The sequence below is a fragment of the Umezawaea sp. Da 62-37 genome (genome assembly GCF_032460545.1).
GTDB lineage: Bacteria > Actinomycetota > Actinomycetes > Mycobacteriales > Pseudonocardiaceae > Umezawaea.
Genome location: NZ_CP135965.1, coordinates 6,941,167 through 6,960,285 on the forward strand (window position 1 = coordinate 6,941,167; position 19,119 = coordinate 6,960,285).

Sequence of the window (19,119 nt, forward strand, 5' to 3'; positions counted from 1 at the left end):
GCAAGAATCGGGCCATGAAGCGACACGAGGTCGCGGTCCTCGCGCTCGACCAAGTCACGGGCTTCGACCTCGGCACCCCGACGCAGGTCCTCGGCACCGCCCGCGACGCCCGCGAACAGCCGTACTACCGGGTCCGCGTGTGCACGCCGGGCGGCCGTCCGGTGCGCAGTTCGGCGGGCTACTCGGTCCAGGCCGACCACGGCCTCGAACTGCTGACCGAGGCGGACACGATCATCGTGTCCGGGCAGTACCGGGCCGACGTCCTGCACCGCGACCCGCTCGCCGACGACGTCCTCGCGGCCCTGGTCGCCGCCGCGCCCACCACCCGGATCGTGTCGATCTGCACCGGCGCGTTCGTGCTCGCCGCGGCGGGCCTGCTCGAGGGCCGCCGCGCCACCACGCACTGGTGGTACGCCGAGGCGTTCCGCCGGATGTTCCCGCACGTCGACCTCGACCCGGACGTGCTGTTCGTCGACGAGGGCGACGTCCTCACGTCGGCGGGCGTCGGTGCGGGCATCGACCTGTGCCTGCACCTGGTGCGCAAGGACTTCGGCACCGAGGCCGCCAACCGCGCCGCCCGCCGCTGCGTCGTCCCGCCGTGGCGCTCCGGCGGCCAGTCGCAGTACATCGAACGCCCGGTCCCGCCCGTCGAGACCACCTCGACGGCCCCCGCCCGCGACTGGGCCCTCGCCCGCCTCGACGAGCCGCTGGACCTGCGTTCGCTGGCCGACCACGTCCGGATGAGCGTCCGCACCTTCACCCGCCGCTTCCGCGAGGAGACCGGGCTGAGCCCCGGCAAGTGGATCACCCAGCAGCGCGTCGAACGCGCCCGCCACCTGCTGGAGTCCACGGACCTGCCGGTCGACGAGGTGGCCCGGCGCTCCGGTTTCGGCACGGGCGCGGCGCTGCGCCAGCAGATGGGCACCGCGCTGGGGGTCGCGCCCAGCGTGTACCGCAGCACGTTCCGGACGAGCGCCTAGACCTCGACGCCCTGGTCGAGGCAGGCCTGCCGGAGGTTCCAGTGGGGAGGCGGCTCGGCCGTCCCGAACGCGACCGCGAAGCGCAGGCGCGCGCCGGAGTGGTGGGCGTGCGAGAGGCGGCACCGGATCGTGCCGCGCACGCCCGCCAAGGCGAACGCCTGGTGCGCCGAGGCCAGGACGCCGTCGCGCAGGTCGGTCAGCCGTGACCACGGGACGAACGCCTCGCGGGTTTCGGCGCCGCGGTCGGTCGGCGGGGTGTCGCGCTGCTTGCCCACGGCGACACCGCCGTGCTGGCGCACCAGCCCGCCCACCCGTGACCGCTGCCGCCTGACCTGCCAGGACGTTCCCCCGAACCCGATGGTCGCCCGGCACACCCGGTCGATCCGGTAGCCGTAGACGCGGCCGAGGTAACCCGCCAGCCGTTCCGGGGGCATGTCGGGGGTCGGGGCGGCGGCGGTCTCCGCCGGGTCGCGCAGCAGCAGCGAGGGCAGGGTCGCTTCGGACGCGGCGATCGCGGCCAGCGCCGCGACACCGCTCGTCCAGTCCGGGAAGTAGTGGCCGAGTTCGAGCGGTGGTCGGGAGAAAGCGCTTGCCCGCATGATCGCGTCTCCCGTCGATCGCCCCGTAGTCCCTGCGCGGCAACGTTTTCGCGGTGGAGGAGGCGATAATAGGGTCAGCCGGGCGACGCGAATCCCATGTGAGACGCGACTAGGGGTGTGGTCGCGGTCACGGAGTCGACTCGGGGACGACGAGGAACGGCCGCAGGAGGTCCGGCACGGCCTCGTCGGCCAGCAGCAGTCCGGTGCGGGCGTCCACGTCGATCACGTGGTAGACCCCGTCACCCGCCGCCGTGGTCGCCGACACCGTCGCCAGCCCGGCCCTGCGCTGGAAGAACGACTGCGAGATCCGCCAGCCGATGATGCCGCTGCGCTGAAGCGCCACGGTCTCCCGCACGGCCGATCCGCTGCGCGCCACCAGGTACCGCTCGGTGAGCGCGTGGCCGAGCGCGCGGTAGCGGTCCCAGCCCAGGAGCGCCGCGAACGGCACCAGCACGAGCGCGGCCTGCCACGTCCACGACGGCGCGACCAGTACAAGCACTCCCACCAGCACCAGCACCGGCAGCACCGCCCGGACGATCCGCCGCCGCAGCGCCACCAGCGGGTGCCGCAGCAACCCGGTCCTGGTCGGCGACTGCCCGACGCGCAGCACGTCGCCCGCGACCCGGTGCGCCTCGGCGACCGGCGCGGGCGGCAGCAGCAGGCTGCTCTCGCCCTTGGTGCCGAGCCCGGTGGCGACCGCGGTCGTCCGCGCGCCCCGGCCCAGCCGCAGCAGCAGCGGTTCCTGCACCTCGACGCCACGCAGCCGGTCCTCGTCCACGGACACCGAGCGGGTGGTCAGCAGCCCGCGCCGCACCCGCAGCGTGCCGTCGTCCTCCCTGGTCAGCCGGTAGCCCCAGAACTGCACGACGTACACCAGCAGCGAGGCGATCACGGCCAGCACCAGCACGACGCCGAGCACGGTCATGACGGTCAGCACGATCGGCGCGTTCACGACCCGCTCGACCACGGCGTGCAGCCCGCCGAACGCGGACGGCCGCAGGTCGAACTCCTGCGCGTAGTTCATCAGCACGCCGAACGTGCCGCCGACCGCGACCAGTCCGGACAGCGTCAGCGGCGCGAAGCGCAGCCACCTCGGGTCGAACACGGCCAGGGGCGTGCTCACCTGCCGGGCGGGGGCGTCGCCCACCGCTCGTGCCGGCGCCCGGTCGAGCAGGAGCTGGCGCAGCCGCTCGGCCTCCTGCGACGACACCGCGTCCAGCGTCACGCCGCCGTTGTCGCCCGCCTTCTCGTGCTGGCCGGTGCCGACCCTGATCGCGGACAGCCCGAACAGCCGGTGGCCGAGCTTGGCGGTCAGGTCGACGGTCCGGATGCGCTCCCTCGGCACCGCCAAGCGCTTGCGCACCAGCAGACCCGTGTGCAGCTCGACCTGGTCGTGGGTGATCCGGTAGCGGGTCGTCAGCCAGTTCAGCAGCCCGAACAGCACCACCAGCACGATGAACCCGCCGCTCATGGCGATCCGCCAGACGTCGCCGCCGCCGATCACGAGCAGGCCGACGAGCACGGGGATCAGGCCGAGCAGTTCGTTGAGCGGCCGCACGATCAGCATCCGCAGGTCCAGCCGGTGCCAGTCGAGCGCGGGCGGTTCCTCGACGAACTCGGGCGCCATCGGCAGTTCCGGGGAGGTCACGTGGCATCACCGGGGGTGGCGTCGGTCGTGGTGGTCAGCTCGTCGGCCAGCCGCACCGCCGCCTCGTGGTCGAGGCCCTCGATGTGCACGGGCCCGGCCGCCGACGCGGTCGTCACGGTCACCGTGGACAGCCCGAGGAGCTGTTGCAGCGGTCCGCGCTTGGTGTCCACGGTCTGGATGCGCGAGACCGGCGCGATCCGCCACTCCTGGCTCAGCCAGCCGGTCAGCGTGTAGACGGCGATCGGGGTGGACTCCCAGCGGTGCACCCGGAAGCGCCATCGCGGCATCACCAGCGTGTGCGCGACCGCCAGGACGCCGGTCGCCACGGCCGCGGTCAGCTGCCACGTGGGCGGCGAGTCGACGAACAGCAGGACGACGAGCTGCGGCAGCAGCACGACCGCCCACCCGATCACGGCGTGCAGGGTCCACAACGTGATCGACTTCCGGCTTACCTGGTGCCTCGGCGCCCGCAGCCGCACCTGCTCAGTGGTCACAGCGGACACTCTGCCCCAAGACCGGGCCGCTCATCGGCCCGGTCCACGTCACGAGGGGATCAGTTCGCTTGGTAGGGCGGGGTGAAGGGGCCGGACGGGTCGGTGGTGATCGGGGTGATGTCGGTGGCGATGACGCCGCCCGCGACACCGGTGACGCTGAGGCACAGCGCCACCGCGACCATGACCCGGCAGATCGAGTTCACAACCATCTTCGTGCTCCGTTCGATTGGCGGCGGATTCTGAACGAACGCGAGGAGTGGGTGCGGAGGTCCGGGTGCGGTGCCGCGGAAGGGCGTCGACCGGGTCGCCGGACGGCGGCACCGCGGCGGTCGCCGACGCGGTGGGAGGCGTGCGACGCGGGCGCTGAACCGCCATCGCCGCGTCGTCCGCTTTCCCGCATGGCCGTACCGCCGATCCGCTCACCGGACGCGTCACTCACACGTCCAAGCGGAGCATGACACACCGCGGTCACCCGTTTCATCACCCAGTTCTTCCGCACTTCGGTGGGCAATCGACTCAACACCGCTGGTCGGGCGGTCGGGACAAGCCACCGTCCGGGTAATGACGTGCAGAAGTCGATCAAGACTTGTCGTTTCCGGTCATCCCACCGGTTCCCGCCGCACCCGCACCGCTTCGGGATCGAGGTCGATCCACCACACGACGGCGCCCGCGCGGTCGTGCACGCCGAGTGTCCGGTAGATCCGCTGGAGGTGGTTCTGCACGGTCTTCGGGGACAGGGCGAGCCGGTCCGCGATGGTGCTCGTGCCCGCCCCCGACGCCAGCAGTTGGAGCACCTCGATGCCGCGTTTGGTGAGGCCGGCGCGCAACGCCCGCGCGATCCGGCTGTCCGCGCATTCGGTCGTCGTCGCGTTGTGGCGCAACGGTTCCGGGTCCGCCGCGCCGAAGCCGAGCCGGGCCAGCCCGGCGGTCAGGTCGTGCTCGCGCATCCGCAGCAGGTCGACGCCGTCCTGCCGCTCCCGCAGCCGGTGCTGCTCCAGTTGCGCCCGCGCGTGCCGCAGCGCGGGCCCGAGCTGGCCCGCCCGTTCGCAGGCCGCGCTCAACGCCCCGTGCGCCCGCACGGCCACCTCCCACGCCCGGCAGCCCGCGGCGATCTCGGCGGCCCGGCCGAGTCGGGCGATCTCCTCGCCGACGCGGTCGCGGGCGCCGCTCACCCTCGCCTGCGCCAGCAGCAGCTCGGCGTGGGCGACCGGGCGGTCGTGCCCGGCCAGCAGCTCCTCGGCGCGGCGGCAGGAGCGCCGGGCCCGTTCGACCTCGCCGAGGTCCAGCCGCACGTGGGCGAGCAGCACCGTGACGCGGGCCAGCCGGACCACGTCGTCGAGCTGCCTCCACCGGTCGCGGACCTGCGCGCACAACGCCTCCGCGCGGCGCAGGTCCCGCTCGCCCCCGCCCGCCGCGCGCAGCACCCTGGCCTGTTCGAACAGGATCGAGCCGATCAGCTCCGGGTCGCCGCTGAGCTCGGCCGGTCCCAGCGCGCGGGCCAGCGAGCGCAGCGACCGCTCGGGGGAGTCCAGCCGCAGTTCCACGACGGCGCGCGAGTACCCGCACCACGACTGGAGCCGCAGGCGCCGGTCGGCGACGGCGATCCGGCGCACCTGGTCGATGGCGTCCAGCGCCGAGGACAGCAGACCGCGGCCGCCCAGCGCGACGGCCTGCGCCAGCAGGCTCTCCGCGGCGCCCTCGGCGTCCTCCAACCAGGAGTAGGCGGAAAGCGCTTTCTCCGCGAACTCCAAGGCATCGCCCGCCCGGTCCTCGTCGAGGGCGATGCGGGCCTCCCTGAGGCTCGCCCGCGGATCGGCGGCGTGCTCCGTGCGAGGCAGGGGAATCGTCATGCGTCCGCCCTTGGAACATTCGTCTTCCGTCGCCCTCAGCCAGAATACGGAGGCAGTTCCCCTTTCAGCGCCTTGCCCGTGGCATTGCGCGGCAACGAGTCCAGGAACACCACGTCGCGGGGCACCGAGAACCGCGCCAGGTGCGCCTTCACGTGGTCGCGCACGGCGTCCGCGTCGAGCGCGCCCGGTTCGGCGCACACGACGTACGCGGCGAGCCGCCGGCCGTACTCGTCGTCCGCGACGCCGACCACGGCGACCTCGCGCACGGCCGGCAGCCCGGAGAGCAGCGCCTCGACCTCGGCCGGGTAGACGTTCTCGCCGCCGGACACGATCATCTCGTCGTCCCGCCCTGCGACGAACAGCAGCCCGGTGTCGTCGCGGTACCCGACGTCCCCGGTGGCCATCAGGCCGTCGCGGGCCTCCTTGCCCGCGCCGTTGGTGTAGCCCTCGAACAGCATGTCGTTGGCGACGAAGATCCGGCCGGTCGTGCCGGGCGCCACCGGTTCGCCGTGCTCGTCGAGGATCGCGAGCCGGGTGCCGCGCGGTGGCAGACCGACCGTTTCGGGCCTGCGCGCCAGTTCCGCCGGGGTCGCGATGGTCGCCCAGGACACCTCGGTGGAGCCGTACAGGTTGTAGAGCACCGGGCCGAACTCGCGCAGGCACCGCGCGGTGACCGGTGGCGGCAGCGCCGACCCGCTCGACGCGATCACCCGCAGGGAGGGCGCGTCCCGGTCGGCGGCCTCGAGCACCCGTTGCAGCATCACGGGAACCACGAACAGCGCGCCGCAGCGGTGCTCGCGCACGTCGGCCAGCAGCACGGCCGGGTCGAACCTGCGCCGCAGCACCAGGGTCGCGCCGAGCACCAGGCCGATCTGGAACGCGGCCAGCCCCCAGGTGTGGAACAGCGGCGCGGGCACGGCGACGGTCTCCCCCTGCCGCAGCGGGATCCGGGACAGCAGCGCCGCGGCGGGGGAGAGGCCGCCGGGTTCGGGACGGCGGGCGCCCTTCGGCGCGCCGGTCGTGCCGGAGGTCAGCACGACCAGCCGACCGCGCGGCGGCCGCCGGGGCAGCGGTGTCGCCGGTGCCGCCGCGATCACGTCGTCCAGTTCGGTGTCGGTGATCCGGTCGACCTCCGGCGGCAGGTCGGCGAACTCGGTGTCCGCCACCACGACCGACACGTCCTGCTCGCGCAGCACGGTGGCGAACTGGCCGCGGCTCAGGCCGGTGTTGAGCAGCACGGCGTGGGCGCCGATCTTCACGCAGGCCACCACGGTCTCGACGAAACCGCGGTGGTTGCGGCAGAGCACCGCGACCTTGTCACCGGGCCGCACACCGCGGTCGACGAGACCGCGGGCCAGCCGGGTGGTGCGGTCGTCGACCTCGGCGTAGGTCAGCACGCCCTGGTCGTCGATGATCGCCGGCCGGTCCGGGTGCCGTGCGGCACCCGTCGCGTAGCCCCACGCCACCGTCAGGTCCCAGCGCGCGTATCCGGCGAGCACGCCCGCCAGCCGGTCCGGCCGCATCGGGCGGACGACACCAGCGCGCACCAGCGTGACCAGATCGCGCACCGGGTTCACCGCTGGCCCCGCCGTTCGACGTGCGGTGCTACCAGCGCGAACACCCGCTCACGCCCAGGAGGGGCGAGCAGCCGCCGCCTGGGTGGACCCGTCATCCCGGTCACGAAGTAGGTGCTCACGGCTTCGATACTCGCACTACCTACCGGAGAGTAGGAAGAGGTCGGGTGGATTTCACCCCCGCGGCGGCATCTCCAGGACCTGGCCGGGCCAGTCGCCCTCCACGGTGAAGGTGTCCGTCGGCGTGAACCCCGCCGACACGTAGAACGCCACCAGCGCGCCACCGCCACCGGCGTAGCAGTCGACCCGCAGCCGCTCCACGTTCCGCGCGACCGCCTCGGCGCGCGCGTGCTCCAGCAGCAGCCTGCCCGCGCCACGGCCGCGACGACTGCCGACCAGCGCGGTCACGTACACCTCCGGGCCGGTCGCGGGTGGCACGTACTCCGGCGCGGGCCCGATGGCCAGCGCCCCGACTGCGACGCCGTCCAGTTCGGCGATGTGCAGGTCGTCCGACCAGGACCGGAGCGACTCGACGCGCGCGGGGCTCGTCGAGAAGGGCTCGCCGCCCCACTGTCCGGTCCGGCCCTGCGACACCAGCCACCGCACGGCCTCGTCGAACAGGCCGATCACGGTGTCGAGGTCCGCCGGGCCACCAGGTCGGACGATCACGCTTCCGGGGTGCCGGAGGCGTTGACCACGGCGTCGCGGAGCGCGGCGCGCAGCCTGCCGACCTCCAGCGGGGTCAGCACGGCCGCCTCACCGGGCGGCACGGTGACCACGACGTGGCCCTGGCTGACGAAAACGGTCATGTCGCGTCTGCGGGATGCGATGTCGCGGCAGGTGATCTGCCATTCCTTGCCAGTGCTCACGGCCCCCAACCTCCATTAGCTCGTCACGGGTGCTCGGACCAATCGATGCGCTCGCGGGGGTGAGACGCACGTCGTTCGGTGCCGTGACGGGACCGGAACGGAAATGTTCTTGGTTCCCGGCAGGCGGCGGTGCCGAGCAACGACAGCGTCGCATGAAGCTCTCGCTCAGTCACCTGGATGGCGGAAAAATGGTCAAATCGCAACAGATTGTGACTAACTGAGCAGACGAATCGGTCTGTAATTAGGCCATTCGGTCGTATTGGATACCTGCGAAAGGAGGTTTCGCACAGCCTGCCAAGACGCTCGTCGATCATCGGATGACTGAGGGTAGTTGCATCATGAATTACCCCTTCAGGTGGACATTGATCGGATCTCTGGTCGATTCTGTTGAATCGTGCGTGAATGCGCCTTCGTTGGATCACCTGATCGTGGCCGCCGAATGGCGCTGTCACACTGGTCGGCGATCCGGGAGGTGCGATGTCCGAGCCGATCACCGCCGTGCTGGTGCGCGCGGCCGAGTTCATCGCCTCCGGTCACCCGCGCGAGGCGATCGACCTGCTCCGACCCGCCCTTGTGGCGAACCCGCTGCACGCCGAGGCGTGGTGCAGGCTCGCCGCCGCGCACCTCGACGCGGGTGAACCCGATCCCGCGCTCAACGCCGCCAAGCGCGCGCTCGTCCTCGACGGCGACCAGGCGTGGGCCCAGCGGCTCGCCGCGCTGTCGTTGAGCGAACTGGGCAGGCAGTCCGAGGCCGTCGTGGCCGCCCGCGAGTCGGTGCGCCGCAAACCGACCGACTGGCGCTGCCACGTAGTGCTGTCCGAGGTCCTCGCCGCCGACCCCGCCACCCGCGCCGAGGCCGTCGACGCGGCCCGCCACGCCACCCGCCTCGCCCCGACCGAGGCCCGCGCGTTCCAGGTGCTCGGCGACGCCGCGCTGCGCGCCAAGGACTGGGGCACCGCCGAGTGGGCGTACCGGGGCGCCCTCCGCCTCGACCCGACCGACGACGACGCCCGCGCCAACCTCGCCACCGTCCACCGCAAACGCGGCACCACCCGCACCCCGTCCGACCCCTTGTCGAACGAGGTGCTGGCCGCCGCCCAGTCGATCGCCTGGCAGGTCGCGTCCCAGGTCGCCGCACTGCTCGTAGCCGGCGGCCTCCTGCTCCTGTTCGCCGGCATGCCCCGCCCCACCCCACTGCTCGGCTGGTTCTCCGGCCTGCTCGTGGTGGGCACCCTCGCACTGGTCGCCAAAACAGTGCTCCTCGCCCGCAAACCCCAACGGCACGCACTCCGCCACGTGGCACGACACCGCCCCAAACTGGCCGTGGTGGTCGCCCTGTTCACGCTCACACTGCTACTGCTCACCGGATGGACCTTCGCCCTGCTCCTGGGCGCCACCACCATGCAGCCACTCGTGTTCGCCTGGATCATCTCCCTGGTCGCAGGCAGCGTGGTCGTACTAACCGGCCAGGGCAAACCCCGTCGCTAACACCCAAGACCCAAGCCCAAAGCCAGGCCTTGCCGACGCGCAGCGAGGTGCCCGAGTTCGGCGGAGCCGAATGCTGGCGCAGCCAGACCTACCCCTGCACCCGATACAAAGCCGCTCTGGGCTTGACGAACCTTGTCAAGACAGCTTCACCGTCTTGACAAGGTTCGTCAAGTCTAGAGCACTCGGCGACCGGGTAAAGGCACCCCCGCCCACAACGGCACCGAGCACACCCCAGGACACCCCAAGACACCCAAAACCCAAGGTCCCCCCACCGTGAAGACCCCCCGACACACAGCCTACGAACGGGGTCCGACATTTCCCCCACCCCGACCCCCACCCCCACGTCTGTAACCTGACACCCGAGGGGAGGGCCCATGACAAAGCGCGCGCTGCTGACCATCCTGGCGTTGATCGCCGGTTTCGTCGTGACCGCCGCGCCCCAGTCCACCCTCCCCACCCCCCAAACCTCCGCCGTCACCTCCCTCGTCCAAGGAGTCCACCTACCCGGCGCCGCAACGAGATCCGGCGCGACCAACGCCCCTCAACAGCAGGGCTTCATCGGCCACGCCCCCGTGGACCTCACCCCGCGCGCCCGCCCCGCCCTACCGCTCCGCGTCCTCATGGACATGGCGCAACGGGTCCACCGCGCCCCCGAGACCGTCAGCAACACCCCTCTGGGCGATCGCGCCCCACCCGCTTCCGCGTAGTCGAGCCGACCACCAACCCGCTCCTGCCCGGAAGGTCCCACCGTCATGCCGCGCACTCCCGCGCGGCGAGAACTGCTTGTCCGAGGACTGGTGTCCTTCGGCGTTCTCGCCGCGTCCGCTTTCCTGCTGCTCACCAGCCAGCCCCAGTTGGGTCTCGACCTGCGGGGCGGCACCCAGATCGTGTTGGAGACCAAGGATTCCCCGACCACGAAGGCCGACGGGGAAGCCACTGACCGCTCGCTCGAGGTACTCCGCCGCCGGGTCGACGAACTGGGCGTGGCCGAGCCCGTCCTGGCCAGGTCCGGGGAACGCCGCATCCTGGTGGAGTTGCCTGGGGTGCAGGATCCGGCGGAGGCCGTGGAGGTGCTCGGGCGGACCGCGCAGCTGACCGTGCACCCCGTGGTCGGCGCCGGGAACGAGGCCGCCGCGGACCAGGTCGCGTTGACCAGTCCCGAAGGCGTGCCCCTGCTGCTGGGGCCCGCCGCGATGACCGGGGAGGGGATCAAGGGCGCGCAGTCGTCGATCAGCCAGCGGGGCGCGGGCAACGAGGTGTCCATCGAGTTCCGCGATGACGCGCCGGGGATCTGGCAGCGCCTGACCGCGGAGGCGGCGTGTTCGCCGACGGGCACGCCCACCCGGCAGATCGCGTTCGTGCTGGACAACAAGATCGTGTCGTCACCGCAGGTGGGCACGGACGTCGCGTGCCGCACCGGCATCATCGGCGGCAGCACCCAGATCACCGGTTCGTTCACCCAGGCCGAGGCCGCCGAGTTGGCGCTGGTCATCCGGTCCGGCGCGCTGCCGGTGCCGGTGGAGGTCATCGAGCAGCGGACGGTCGGCGCCACGCTCGGCGCGGAGGCCATCGAGGCCAGCGCGTGGGCGGCGATCATCGGCATCTCGCTGACCGGGATCTTCCTCGTCGTCGTCTACCGGCTGGCGGGCCTGCTCGCCGTGGGCGCCCTCGTCGGGTACGCGGCCGTCGCGTACGCGGCGCTGCTGGCGATCGGCGCGACGCTCACCCTGCCGGGGTTGGCGGGGTTCGTGCTGGCGATCGGCATGGCGGTCGACGCGAACGTGCTGGTGTTCGAACGGGCCCGCGAAGAGTACGCGGCCAGAGGAGTCCGGGGTGGACGGATGCTCAAGGCCGTCCAGGGCGGGTTCCGCGGCGCGCTCAGCGCGGTCGCCGACTCGAACGTCACGACGCTGCTCGCCGCCGGACTGCTGTTCTGGCTGGCCACCGGGCCGGTCAAGGGGTTCGGCGTCACGCTGTCGATCGGTGTGCTCGCGTCGATGTTCAGCGCGCTGGTGCTCAGCCGGGTGCTGCTGGAACTGGTGCTGGGCAGCAGGTTCGTCGAACGCAGGCCCGCGCTCAGCGGCCTGCACACGCTCGGCCGGGTGCGCACGTGGCTGGTGGCGCGCGGCGGTGAGCTGTTCCGCCGCCCCGGCCGCTGGCTGGTGGCCGCCGCGGTGCTCGCGGTGCTGTGCCTGTCCGGGGTGTTCCTGCGCGGCCTCGACCTCGGCGTCGAGTTCACCGGCGGCCGGATGCTCGACTACACCGCCTCGCAGGCCGTCGACCCCGGCCGGGTGCGCACCGCGCTCGCCGACGCGGGCTTCGGCGACGCCGTCGTGGCGACCTCGGGCGACAACGGCGTGTCCGTGCGGACCGGCCCGATCGACGACGCCGCGGCCGCCCGCCTCGGTGACGTCGTGTCCACCGCGACCGGCGGCGCGCAGCAGGTGAGCAACGAGCTGATCGGTCCGAGCCTGGGCTCGGAGCTGCGGCGCAACGCGGTGATCGCGCTCGCCATCGCGGTCGCGGCGCAGCTCGGCTACCTCGCCATCCGGTTCGACTGGCGGCTGGGCGTGGCCACCGTGGTCGCGCTGGTCACCGACGTGGTGGTGCTCATCGGCGTGTTCGGGTGGCTCGGCAAGACCGCAGACGGCGTGTTCCTGGCCGCGCTGCTGACCGTGATCGGCTACTCGGTCAACGACTCGGTGGTGGTGTTCGACCGGGTCCGCGAGCTGGCCCGGTCGCGGGGCAAGCAGTCCTACGCGGCCGTGGTCAGCTCCGCCGTCCTGCAGACCGTGCCGCGCACCGTGAACACCGGCATCGGCGTGCTGTTCGTGCTCGCCGCGTTGCTGGTGCTCGGCGACGGCTCGCTGGCCGACTTCGCGACCGCGCTGCTCGTCGGCCTGGTCGCGGGCACCGCGTCGACCGTGCTCACCGCCGCGCCCGTCGCCATCGCCCTGGAGTCGAAGTACCCCGGAACGCGCCGCCGCACCTCCGTGCGCGCCGAACCGCGTTCCCGCGCCGCCGACGGCGCTGTCGTCTAGCCAGTCGAAAACCCCGTTCGCGGGTGGCGCTCCTCAGGGGCGCCACCCGCGGCACGGTTCACTCCTTGGAGGCCGCTGTATGACCTCACACGCACTGCTCGCCGTCGGTGGCGCGTTCCTCGCCGCCGGTCTCATCGCACGGGCCGGAGTCCGGATAGGACTGCCCACCATCCCCCTGTTCATGGTCGCCGGAATCCTGTTCGGCTCCAACACCCCCGGCATCGCGCTGGTGGACGACCCGGCCGAGATGGGCGTGCTCTCCGCGCTCGGACTGGTCTTCCTGCTGTTCTACCTCGGCCTCGAGTTCTCGATGGACGACCTCGTCGCGGGCGGCCGCAAGCTCGTGGTGGCCGGGTTCGGCTACCTGCTGCTCAACATCGGCGGCGGGCTGGCGTTCGGGTTCGCGCTCGACTGGGGCACCCGCGAGGCCCTGGTGATCGCGGGCGCCATCGGCATCTCGTCGTCGGCGATCGTGACGAAGCTCCTGGTCGAGGCGAAACGCCTGCGCAGCCCCGAATCCCGGCTGATCATGGGCATCATCGTGATCGAGGACGTGTTCCTCGCGCTCTACCTCGCCATCCTGCAACCCGTCCTCAGCGGCGCCGACGACTTCGTCTACGCGCTGCTCGACTTCGGCAAGGCGTTCGCGTTCCTGGTGGTGCTGGCCGCGATCGCCCGCTGGGGCGGCCGCGTGGTCACCCGGCTGTTCGGCTCGGCCGACGACGAGCTGCTGGTGGTGTGCTTCGTCGGCGTCGCGGTCACCGGCGCGGCGCTCGCGCACGAGTTGGGGGTGTCCGACGCGATCGGCGCGTTCATGGTCGGCATGGTGCTCGGCGGGTCCAAGGTCGCGCCGCGGATCCACCGGCTCGTGCTGCCGCTGCGCGACGCGTTCGGGGCGCTGTTCTTCTTCATCTTCGGCCTGAGCATCGATCCGGGGTCGATCGGCACGGTCGTGCTGCCCGTCCTCGCGGCCGTCGCTCTGACGATCGTGCTGAACCTGGCCGCGGGCGCGTTCGCGGCCCGGCTGCACTCGTTCGACCGGCAGGAGGCGGTGAACATCGGCCTCACCGTCCTGACCAGGGGCGAGTTCTCGCTGGTGCTGGCCGCGATGGCGGTGACCGCCGGGCTCGACGGCCGGGTGGCGCCGTTCGTCGCCGGGTACGTGCTGCTGCTGGCCGTGGTCGGACCGCTCGCCGTGCTGCGGTCGGAGAAGCTCGCGTGGCTGCTGCCGCGGCGGATGTTCGGCACGCGCGTCCCCGACGCCGGTCGGCTGGACGAGGCCGGCACGCGGTAGCAGACTGCCGGGATGACCTTCGCCGGGTATCAGAACGAGATCTACCTCCAGGGCCTCGCGGGCCAGGTGCCGCCGTTCACGACGGAGCCCGGTGCGCTCGAGGAGTCGGCGCGCAAGCGGCTCGGGCCGGGGCCGTTCTGGTACGTGGCCGGCGGGGCGGGGTCGGGTGCGACGGTGCGGGCGAACCGGGAGGCGTTCGACGACTGGCGGATCGTGCCGCGGATGCTGACCGACGCGACGACCCGGCACCTGGGCACGACGGTCCTCGGCACCGGGATGCCCGCGCCGGTGCTGCTCGCACCCGTTGGCGTGCAGTCGATCCTGCACCCGGACGGCGAGCTGGCCACCGCGCGCGCCGCGGCCGAGCTGGGTGTGCCGATGATCCTGTCGAACGCCTCGTCGCACGCGCTGGAGGACGTGGCCGAGGCCGGTGGCGCGGGGCCGCGCTGGTTCCAGCTGTACTGGCCGAACGACCCCGACGTGTGCGTGAGCACGCTGGACCGGGCGAGGAAGGCCGGGTACACCGCGCTCGTGGTCACGCTCGACACGTGGACGCTGGCGTGGCGGCCGCACGACCTGGACAGCGCGTACCTGCCGTTCCTGCGCGCGGTGGGCACCGCGATCCCGTTCTCCGACCCGGCGTTCCGGGCGAGCCTGGAGAAGTCGCCGGAGGACGACCTGCCGATGGCGATCCTGCGCTGGGTGCAGCTCTACACCGGCACCGACAAGTCGTGGGACCAGGTGGCGTTCCTGCGCGAGCACTGGGACGGGCCGATCCTGCTCAAGGGCGTCCAGCACCCCGACGACGCGCGCAAGGCCGTCGACGCGGGCGTGCAGGGCGTCGTCGTGTCGAACCACGGCGGCAGGCAGGTCGACGGCGCGATCGGCTCGCTGGAGGCGCTGCCCGAGATCGCGGACGCGGTCGGCGAGCAGATCGACGTGCTGTTCGACTCCGGCGTCCGGACCGGCGCGGACATCGTGAAGGCGCTCGCGCTGGGCGCCAAGGCCGTGCTGGTCGGCAGGCCGTACGCCTACGGTCTCGCGCACGGCGGCGAGGTCGGCGTCCGGCACGTGCTGCGCAGCCTGCTCGCCGACTTCGACCTCACGCTGGGCCTGTCCGGGCACCGCAGCCCGGCCGAGCTGAACCGGGACGCGCTGCGGTCCCGGCGCTGACTACGGCTTGAGCAGAACGCCGAGCGGCACGCCCGCCAGGTCCTTCACCTCGCGCGAGAGGTGGGCCTGGTCGGCGTAGCCGGTGCGGTGGGCGATGTCCGCGAACGGCACCCCCGCCCACGCCAGCCCCACCGCCCGGTCGAACCGCAGCACACGCGCCAGCACCTTGGGGCCGTAGCCGAACGCGGCCAGCGACCGCCGGTGCAGCTGCCGCGCGCCGATCCCGAGCCGGTCCGCGACGTCGGTCACGCTGTGGTCGCGGACCGCCGCCACGACGGCGTCGACCGCCGGGTCCGGCGGGGTATCGCGGAGCCTGGCCCGCGCCGCTTCCTCCAGCACCGCGCATGGGTCCTCGGCGGTGTTGAGCGCCTCCAGCAGCCGCGGGGCGTCCTCAGGCCACAACTCGTCCAGCGGCACCCGCAGATCGCGCAGGACGTGCGCCGGAACGCCGAGAGCGGACGGGCCGACGCCGGGGGAGAACCGCACCGCGAACAGCGTGTCCGGTCGGGACTCGCCCACCTTCGCCGCGGTGTCCGGGCCCGCGACGAACAGGGAGTCCGTGCCGCGCGACCACATGATGTCCGTGCAACCGTCCGGTACGACCCGGCCGACACCCGGCGCGGACGTCGTCTTCGTCCACACCAGACCGCGGCCGCCGAGAGCGGGCCGTTCGCGGTAGCTCACACGTCCACGGTAGCGCTGGGGAGTGGCGGGCCGCACAGGGAAGAGTCATCCACGGCCCGCCACTGGTCCGAGTGCGTTGGCCGCCAACCCTTGTCGGGGAGTTCCGTCGTCCAGCCGGTCCCTCGGTTCGCCTCCCCCACGCCCCCGTACTGGTAGTACGGGGGCGTGGGGGAGGTGGATCGAGCGAGCGGCTGGGCCCGGAAATGCCCGGCAAGGATTGGCCACCGCGCTAGGTGCCGAACTTGATCCAGTTCACGCTCACGTACGGCGAGGGTTGGCCGCTGGTGAAGGTGACGTACACGTCGTGCGTCCCGGTGACGCCGGACATGTTGGCGGGGACGGTCCGCCAGCTCTGCCAGCCGCCGGTGTTGCCGACCGCGAAGCTGCCCAGCACCGCGCCCGACGGGCTGTCCAGCCTGGCCTCGACCAGGCCGCTGACACCGCCGCCGGCACCGGAGGCGACGCGGGCGGTGAACTGCGTCGCCGTGGTGCCGCCGAACCGCACCCCGGAGTAGCGCAGCGAGCCGCCGTTGGCGATCTGCCCGACGTCCTGGCCGCCACCGGTGTCGCTGGTGGTCTCGACCGTGCCGCCGCTGCGGGAGGTCGCGCTCTCGGCCTGCATGGTGCTGTAGGCGTCGAACCCGCCGCCGCTCGGAGGCGTCGTGGTGGTCGTCGGCGGGGTCGTGCCGCCGCCGCCCGCGGTGTAGACGGCGACGTAGTCGACGACCATCGAGTGACCGGACACCGTCGCGGCGGTGGGGGTCGGGCCCGCGAGGGCGTCGGGGAACGCGCCGCCGATGGCCAGGTTCAGCAGGATGAAGTAGCCGGCGTGGTTGGTCATGTTCGCCCACGTGTCCGCGGGCAGCTGGTTCTGCGTGACGCTGTGGAACTGCTGGCCGTCGACGTACCAGCGGAACGCCTGCGGGCTGGTGCTCTGGTCCCACTCGAAGCGGTAGGTGTGGAACGCGGACTGGCAGCTGGAACCGGGGCACGCCCGGCTGGTCCCGATGCCGGTGGTCTCGTTGCACGGCCCGCCGGGGTTGACGCCGCAGTGCAGCACGCCCCACACGGCGTTGACGCCGTTGACGTTCTCCATGATGTCGAACTCGCCGATGCCGGGCCAGTTCCAGTAGTTGCCGCGGTAGGGCGAACCCAGCGCCCAGAACGCGGGCCAGTAGCCGAGCGCGGCGTTGCCGGTGACGTTCGGCATCTGGATGCGGGCTTCCATCGCGACCTTGCCGCCCGACGGCGGCCGGAAGTCGCCGCGCTTGGTCTCGACGCGCGCCGACGTCCAGTTGTTGGACCCGTCCTTCAGCGCGGTGATGCGGAGGTTGCCCGAGCCGTCGAGCTTCAGGTTGTTGGAGCTGTTGGTGTAGTTCTGGATCTCACCGGTGCCCCAGTTGCCGGGGCCGCCGGGGTAGGCGTGCCCGAGGTCGACGGTCCAGTTCGCCGACGAGGGGAGTGCGCCGCTGGTGCCGGTGAAGTCGTCGCTCCAGGCCAGCGACCAGCCGGACGGCGCGGGGGGAACGGAGGCGTTGGCGGTGGCTACCAGGACGACCGGGATGGCGGCGAGCACGGCGGTGAAAGCCGCGAGGAAACGTCGTCTGCGAGTGCGGGTGAGCTCCATGCGCGGGTGACCTCCTTGTCACTCGACTGTGGTGCTGGTGCTTATGAGAGCGCTCTCACCTGAAACGTGCAAGCAGCCGATCGGCGCAACGCCTACTTCGCGTCGGCGTAGCTGGAGACCGCGACCGCCTTGAGCGGGAACCGCACCGGGGTGTCGCCGAACACCAGCCGCGACGCCTCCGCGCCCGCCGCGGTGATCTCCGCGCGGACCGTCTCGGCGACATCGGCCGGGCAGTGCACGAGCACCTCGTCGTGCACGAAGAACACCAGGTGGGCGCCCGGTGCCTCCTGGTTCAGCCTGCGCCGCAGCGCGCCCAGCAGAGCGGCCGTCCAGTCCGCCGCGCTGGCCTGCACCACGAAGTTCCGGGTGAACCTGCCCCACTCCCGCGACGCCCTGCGCGAACGCCGCTCGGCCTCCTCGTCGCCGTCGGTGTTCCCGGTCATCTCGCGCCACGCGTCCGACGGCGCGGGACTCGTCCGGCCCAACCTCGAACGGACCATCCGCCCCTGCTCGCCCGCCTGCGCGGCCGCCTCGACGTACCCGAGCGCGTCCGGGAAACGACGCCGCAGCACCGCCAGCAGCGCCGCGGCCGGACCGCTCGTGCCGCCGTACATCGCCGACAGCATCGCGGTCTTCGCCTTGCCGCGGTCGCCGTCGAACGCGTCGCCCGCCAGGTTCGTGTACAGGTCGTCGCCCTCCGAGACCTCGATCAGCTTGCGGTCGCCGGACAGCGCGGCCAGCACCCTCGGCTCCAGCTGCGAGGCGTCCGCCGCCACCAGCATCCAGCCCGGATCGGCGCGGACGGCCGTGCGCAGCGTGCGGGGGAGTTGCAGCGCGGCGCCGCCGCGGGTCGCCCACCGGCCCGACACGACCCCGCCCACCACGTAGTCCGGCCGGAACCTGCCGTCGCTGACCCACTGCTCCAGCCACGACCAGCCGTGCGCCACGTACAGCCGCGACAGCTCCTTGTACTCCATGATCGGCGCCACGGCGGGGTGGTCGACCTCCTTGACCACCCACGCCCGCGCCGACGGGATGTCGATGCCCTCCCTGGCGAACGCCTTCACGATGTTCGCCGGGTTGTCCGGGTTCACCGCCCTGCCGTGGAACGCCTCGGTGATCCGGTCCACCAGGTCGGCCAGCACGCGCGGCCGCGCACCGGGCCGCGGGCGCGGCCCCAGCAGCTCGACCAGCAGGGCCTCGTGCACGTCCACCCGCCACGGCAGGCCGAAGTGCGTCATCTCGGCCGCCGCCAGCGCGCTCGCCGACTCGGCGGCCACCAGCAGCCGCAACCGGTCCACGTGCGGCTGGGCGGCCAGGACGCGCCGCTGTTCGGCGTGCACGGCGACGACGGCGTCGAGCGGGTCCGCGTCGCCGGGCAGGCGTTCCCGCTCGGGCTCGAACAGGGTCGGCTGCGCCTCGCGCTTGCGCGGACCGTGGTCCTCCGGCGGTTCCAGGCCCTTCAGCCGGGCCACCGCCGCCGCCAGGCCGCGCGGCTCCCGGTGCCTGCCCAGGTACCCCAGCAGCAGCCCCTCGACCAGGCCGAGGTCGAGGCAGCGCTCCACCCGCACACCCCGTCCCAGCAGGTCCGGGTACACCCCGCCGGTGTCGGCCCAGATCCACCGCGGGTGCGACGCCGCCTCCAGCTCCGCCACGGTCCGGCCCAGGTCGTCGCTGACCAGGGCACGTCCTTCGGGCACGCCGAGGTCGGACAACGGCTGCACCCTGCCGCCGTTGTCCCCCTCCGAGACCACCGCTAACAGCACGCCCGTGATTGTGACCCGCGGGTCCGACAGTT

18 protein-coding genes are annotated in these 19,119 nt (G+C 72.5%); 6 read left to right on the plus strand and 12 right to left on the minus strand.

Annotated features, from left to right (window positions below):
• Nucleotides 1–14 precede the first annotated feature (14 nt).
• Nucleotides 15–980 (plus strand): GlxA family transcriptional regulator, encoded by a 966-nt coding sequence (locus tag RM788_RS32060; RefSeq protein WP_315922043.1) that lies wholly within the window; start codon nt 15–17, stop codon nt 978–980.
• Here RM788_RS32060 and RM788_RS32065 read toward each other — a convergent pair.
• From RM788_RS32065 to RM788_RS32105, 9 genes are all read right to left on the minus strand, one after another.
• The gene (locus RM788_RS32065) at nt 977–1,579 is read right to left on the minus strand and encodes a hypothetical protein (RefSeq protein WP_315922045.1); all 603 of its coding nucleotides are present in this window, start codon (nt 1,577–1,579) and stop codon (nt 977–979) included. The two genes, RM788_RS32060 and RM788_RS32065, sit on opposite strands and share 4 nt — an antisense overlap.
• A gap of 127 nt (nt 1,580–1,706) precedes the next feature.
• Complete coding sequence (locus tag RM788_RS32070) at nt 1,707–3,227, minus strand: PH domain-containing protein (RefSeq protein ID WP_315922047.1); 1,521 nt, start codon at nt 3,225–3,227, stop codon at nt 1,707–1,709.
• Nucleotides 3,224–3,721 (minus strand): PH domain-containing protein, encoded by a 498-nt coding sequence (locus RM788_RS32075; protein WP_315922049.1) that lies wholly within the window; start codon nt 3,719–3,721, stop codon nt 3,224–3,226. Before RM788_RS32075 ends, RM788_RS32070 begins: the two co-directional genes overlap by 4 nt.
• A 59-nt stretch (nt 3,722–3,780) precedes the next feature.
• Nucleotides 3,781–3,930, minus strand: a complete 150-nt coding sequence (locus RM788_RS32080; protein ID WP_315922051.1) for a hypothetical protein — start codon at nt 3,928–3,930, stop codon at nt 3,781–3,783.
• A gap of 390 nt (nt 3,931–4,320) precedes the next feature.
• A complete protein-coding gene (locus RM788_RS32085; RefSeq protein ID WP_315922052.1) occupies nt 4,321–5,571 on the minus strand; it encodes a LuxR C-terminal-related transcriptional regulator in 1,251 nt (416 codons plus the stop codon).
• A 35-nt stretch (nt 5,572–5,606) separates the two neighbouring features.
• A complete protein-coding gene (locus RM788_RS32090; protein ID WP_399345156.1) occupies nt 5,607–7,094 on the minus strand; it encodes an AMP-binding protein in 1,488 nt (495 codons plus the stop codon).
• Between the two features lie 50 nt (nt 7,095–7,144).
• Nucleotides 7,145–7,267 (minus strand): hypothetical protein, encoded by a 123-nt coding sequence (locus RM788_RS32095; RefSeq protein WP_315922055.1) that lies wholly within the window; start codon nt 7,265–7,267, stop codon nt 7,145–7,147.
• A gap of 52 nt (nt 7,268–7,319) precedes the next feature.
• On the minus strand, nt 7,320–7,814 hold the full coding sequence (locus RM788_RS32100; RefSeq protein ID WP_315922057.1) for a GNAT family N-acetyltransferase: 495 nt from the start codon (nt 7,812–7,814) through the stop codon (nt 7,320–7,322).
• On the minus strand, nt 7,811–8,014 hold the full coding sequence (locus RM788_RS32105; protein WP_106192937.1) for a hypothetical protein: 204 nt from the start codon (nt 8,012–8,014) through the stop codon (nt 7,811–7,813). The genes RM788_RS32100 and RM788_RS32105 overlap by 4 nt, the downstream gene beginning before the upstream one ends.
• A 477-nt stretch (nt 8,015–8,491) precedes the next feature.
• Here RM788_RS32105 and RM788_RS32110 point away from each other — a divergent pair, with 477 nt between their 5' ends.
• From RM788_RS32110 to RM788_RS32130, 5 genes are all read left to right on the plus strand, one after another.
• Nucleotides 8,492–9,502 (plus strand): tetratricopeptide repeat protein, encoded by a 1,011-nt coding sequence (locus RM788_RS32110; protein WP_315922060.1) that lies wholly within the window; start codon nt 8,492–8,494, stop codon nt 9,500–9,502.
• A gap of 374 nt (nt 9,503–9,876) precedes the next feature.
• Nucleotides 9,877–10,209 (plus strand): hypothetical protein, encoded by a 333-nt coding sequence (locus RM788_RS32115; RefSeq protein WP_315922062.1) that lies wholly within the window; start codon nt 9,877–9,879, stop codon nt 10,207–10,209.
• Between the two features lie 45 nt (nt 10,210–10,254).
• Nucleotides 10,255–12,543 carry a protein translocase subunit SecD gene (gene secD, locus RM788_RS32120; protein ID WP_315922064.1) on the plus strand — a complete coding sequence of 763 codons (2,289 nt, stop codon included), beginning with the start codon at nt 10,255–10,257 and terminating at the stop codon, nt 12,541–12,543.
• A gap of 79 nt (nt 12,544–12,622) precedes the next feature.
• Nucleotides 12,623–13,837, plus strand: coding sequence for a cation:proton antiporter (locus RM788_RS32125; protein WP_315922066.1), 1,215 nt, complete (start codon nt 12,623–12,625; stop codon nt 13,835–13,837).
• Between the two features lie 12 nt (nt 13,838–13,849).
• Nucleotides 13,850–15,010, plus strand: coding sequence for a lactate 2-monooxygenase (locus RM788_RS32130; RefSeq protein WP_315922068.1), 1,161 nt, complete (start codon nt 13,850–13,852; stop codon nt 15,008–15,010).
• Here RM788_RS32130 and RM788_RS32135 read toward each other — a convergent pair whose 3' ends face one another.
• From RM788_RS32135 to RM788_RS32145, 3 genes are all read right to left on the minus strand, one after another.
• Nucleotides 15,011–15,694, minus strand: coding sequence for a helix-turn-helix transcriptional regulator (locus RM788_RS32135; RefSeq protein WP_315922070.1), 684 nt, complete (start codon nt 15,692–15,694; stop codon nt 15,011–15,013).
• Between the two features lie 229 nt (nt 15,695–15,923).
• Nucleotides 15,924–17,321 (minus strand): carbohydrate-binding protein, encoded by a 1,398-nt coding sequence (locus RM788_RS32140; RefSeq protein ID WP_315922072.1) that lies wholly within the window; start codon nt 17,319–17,321, stop codon nt 15,924–15,926.
• 92 nt (nt 17,322–17,413) lie between these two features.
• The gene (locus RM788_RS32145; protein WP_315922074.1) at nt 17,414–19,087 is read right to left on the minus strand and encodes a bifunctional 3'-5' exonuclease/DNA polymerase; all 1,674 of its coding nucleotides are present in this window, start codon (nt 19,085–19,087) and stop codon (nt 17,414–17,416) included.
• Between the last annotated feature and the right edge of the window lie 32 nt (nt 19,088–19,119).

Excerpts from the sequence above, each read along its gene's own strand:
- RM788_RS32060 (WP_315922043.1), top strand. The coding sequence starts at position 15 with ATGAAGCGACACGAGGTCGCGGTCCTCGCGCTCGACCAAGTCACGGGC.
- RM788_RS32065 (WP_315922045.1), bottom strand. The coding sequence starts at position 1,579 with ATGCGGGCAAGCGCTTTCTCCCGACCACCGCTCGAACTCGGCCACTAC.
- RM788_RS32080 (WP_315922051.1), bottom strand. The coding sequence starts at position 3,930 with ATGGTTGTGAACTCGATCTGCCGGGTCATGGTCGCGGTGGCGCTGTGC.
- RM788_RS32085 (WP_315922052.1), bottom strand. The coding sequence starts at position 5,571 with ATGACGATTCCCCTGCCTCGCACGGAGCACGCCGCCGATCCGCGGGCG.
- RM788_RS32090 (WP_399345156.1), bottom strand. The coding sequence starts at position 7,094 with ATGCGGCCGGACCGGCTGGCGGGCGTGCTCGCCGGATACGCGCGCTGG.
- RM788_RS32110 (WP_315922060.1), top strand. The coding sequence starts at position 8,492 with ATGTCCGAGCCGATCACCGCCGTGCTGGTGCGCGCGGCCGAGTTCATC.
- RM788_RS32115 (WP_315922062.1), top strand. The coding sequence starts at position 9,877 with ATGACAAAGCGCGCGCTGCTGACCATCCTGGCGTTGATCGCCGGTTTC.
- secD (WP_315922064.1), top strand. The coding sequence starts at position 10,255 with ATGCCGCGCACTCCCGCGCGGCGAGAACTGCTTGTCCGAGGACTGGTG.
- RM788_RS32125 (WP_315922066.1), top strand. The coding sequence starts at position 12,623 with ATGACCTCACACGCACTGCTCGCCGTCGGTGGCGCGTTCCTCGCCGCC.
- RM788_RS32130 (WP_315922068.1), top strand. The coding sequence starts at position 13,850 with ATGACCTTCGCCGGGTATCAGAACGAGATCTACCTCCAGGGCCTCGCG.
- RM788_RS32140 (WP_315922072.1), bottom strand. The coding sequence starts at position 17,321 with ATGGAGCTCACCCGCACTCGCAGACGACGTTTCCTCGCGGCTTTCACC.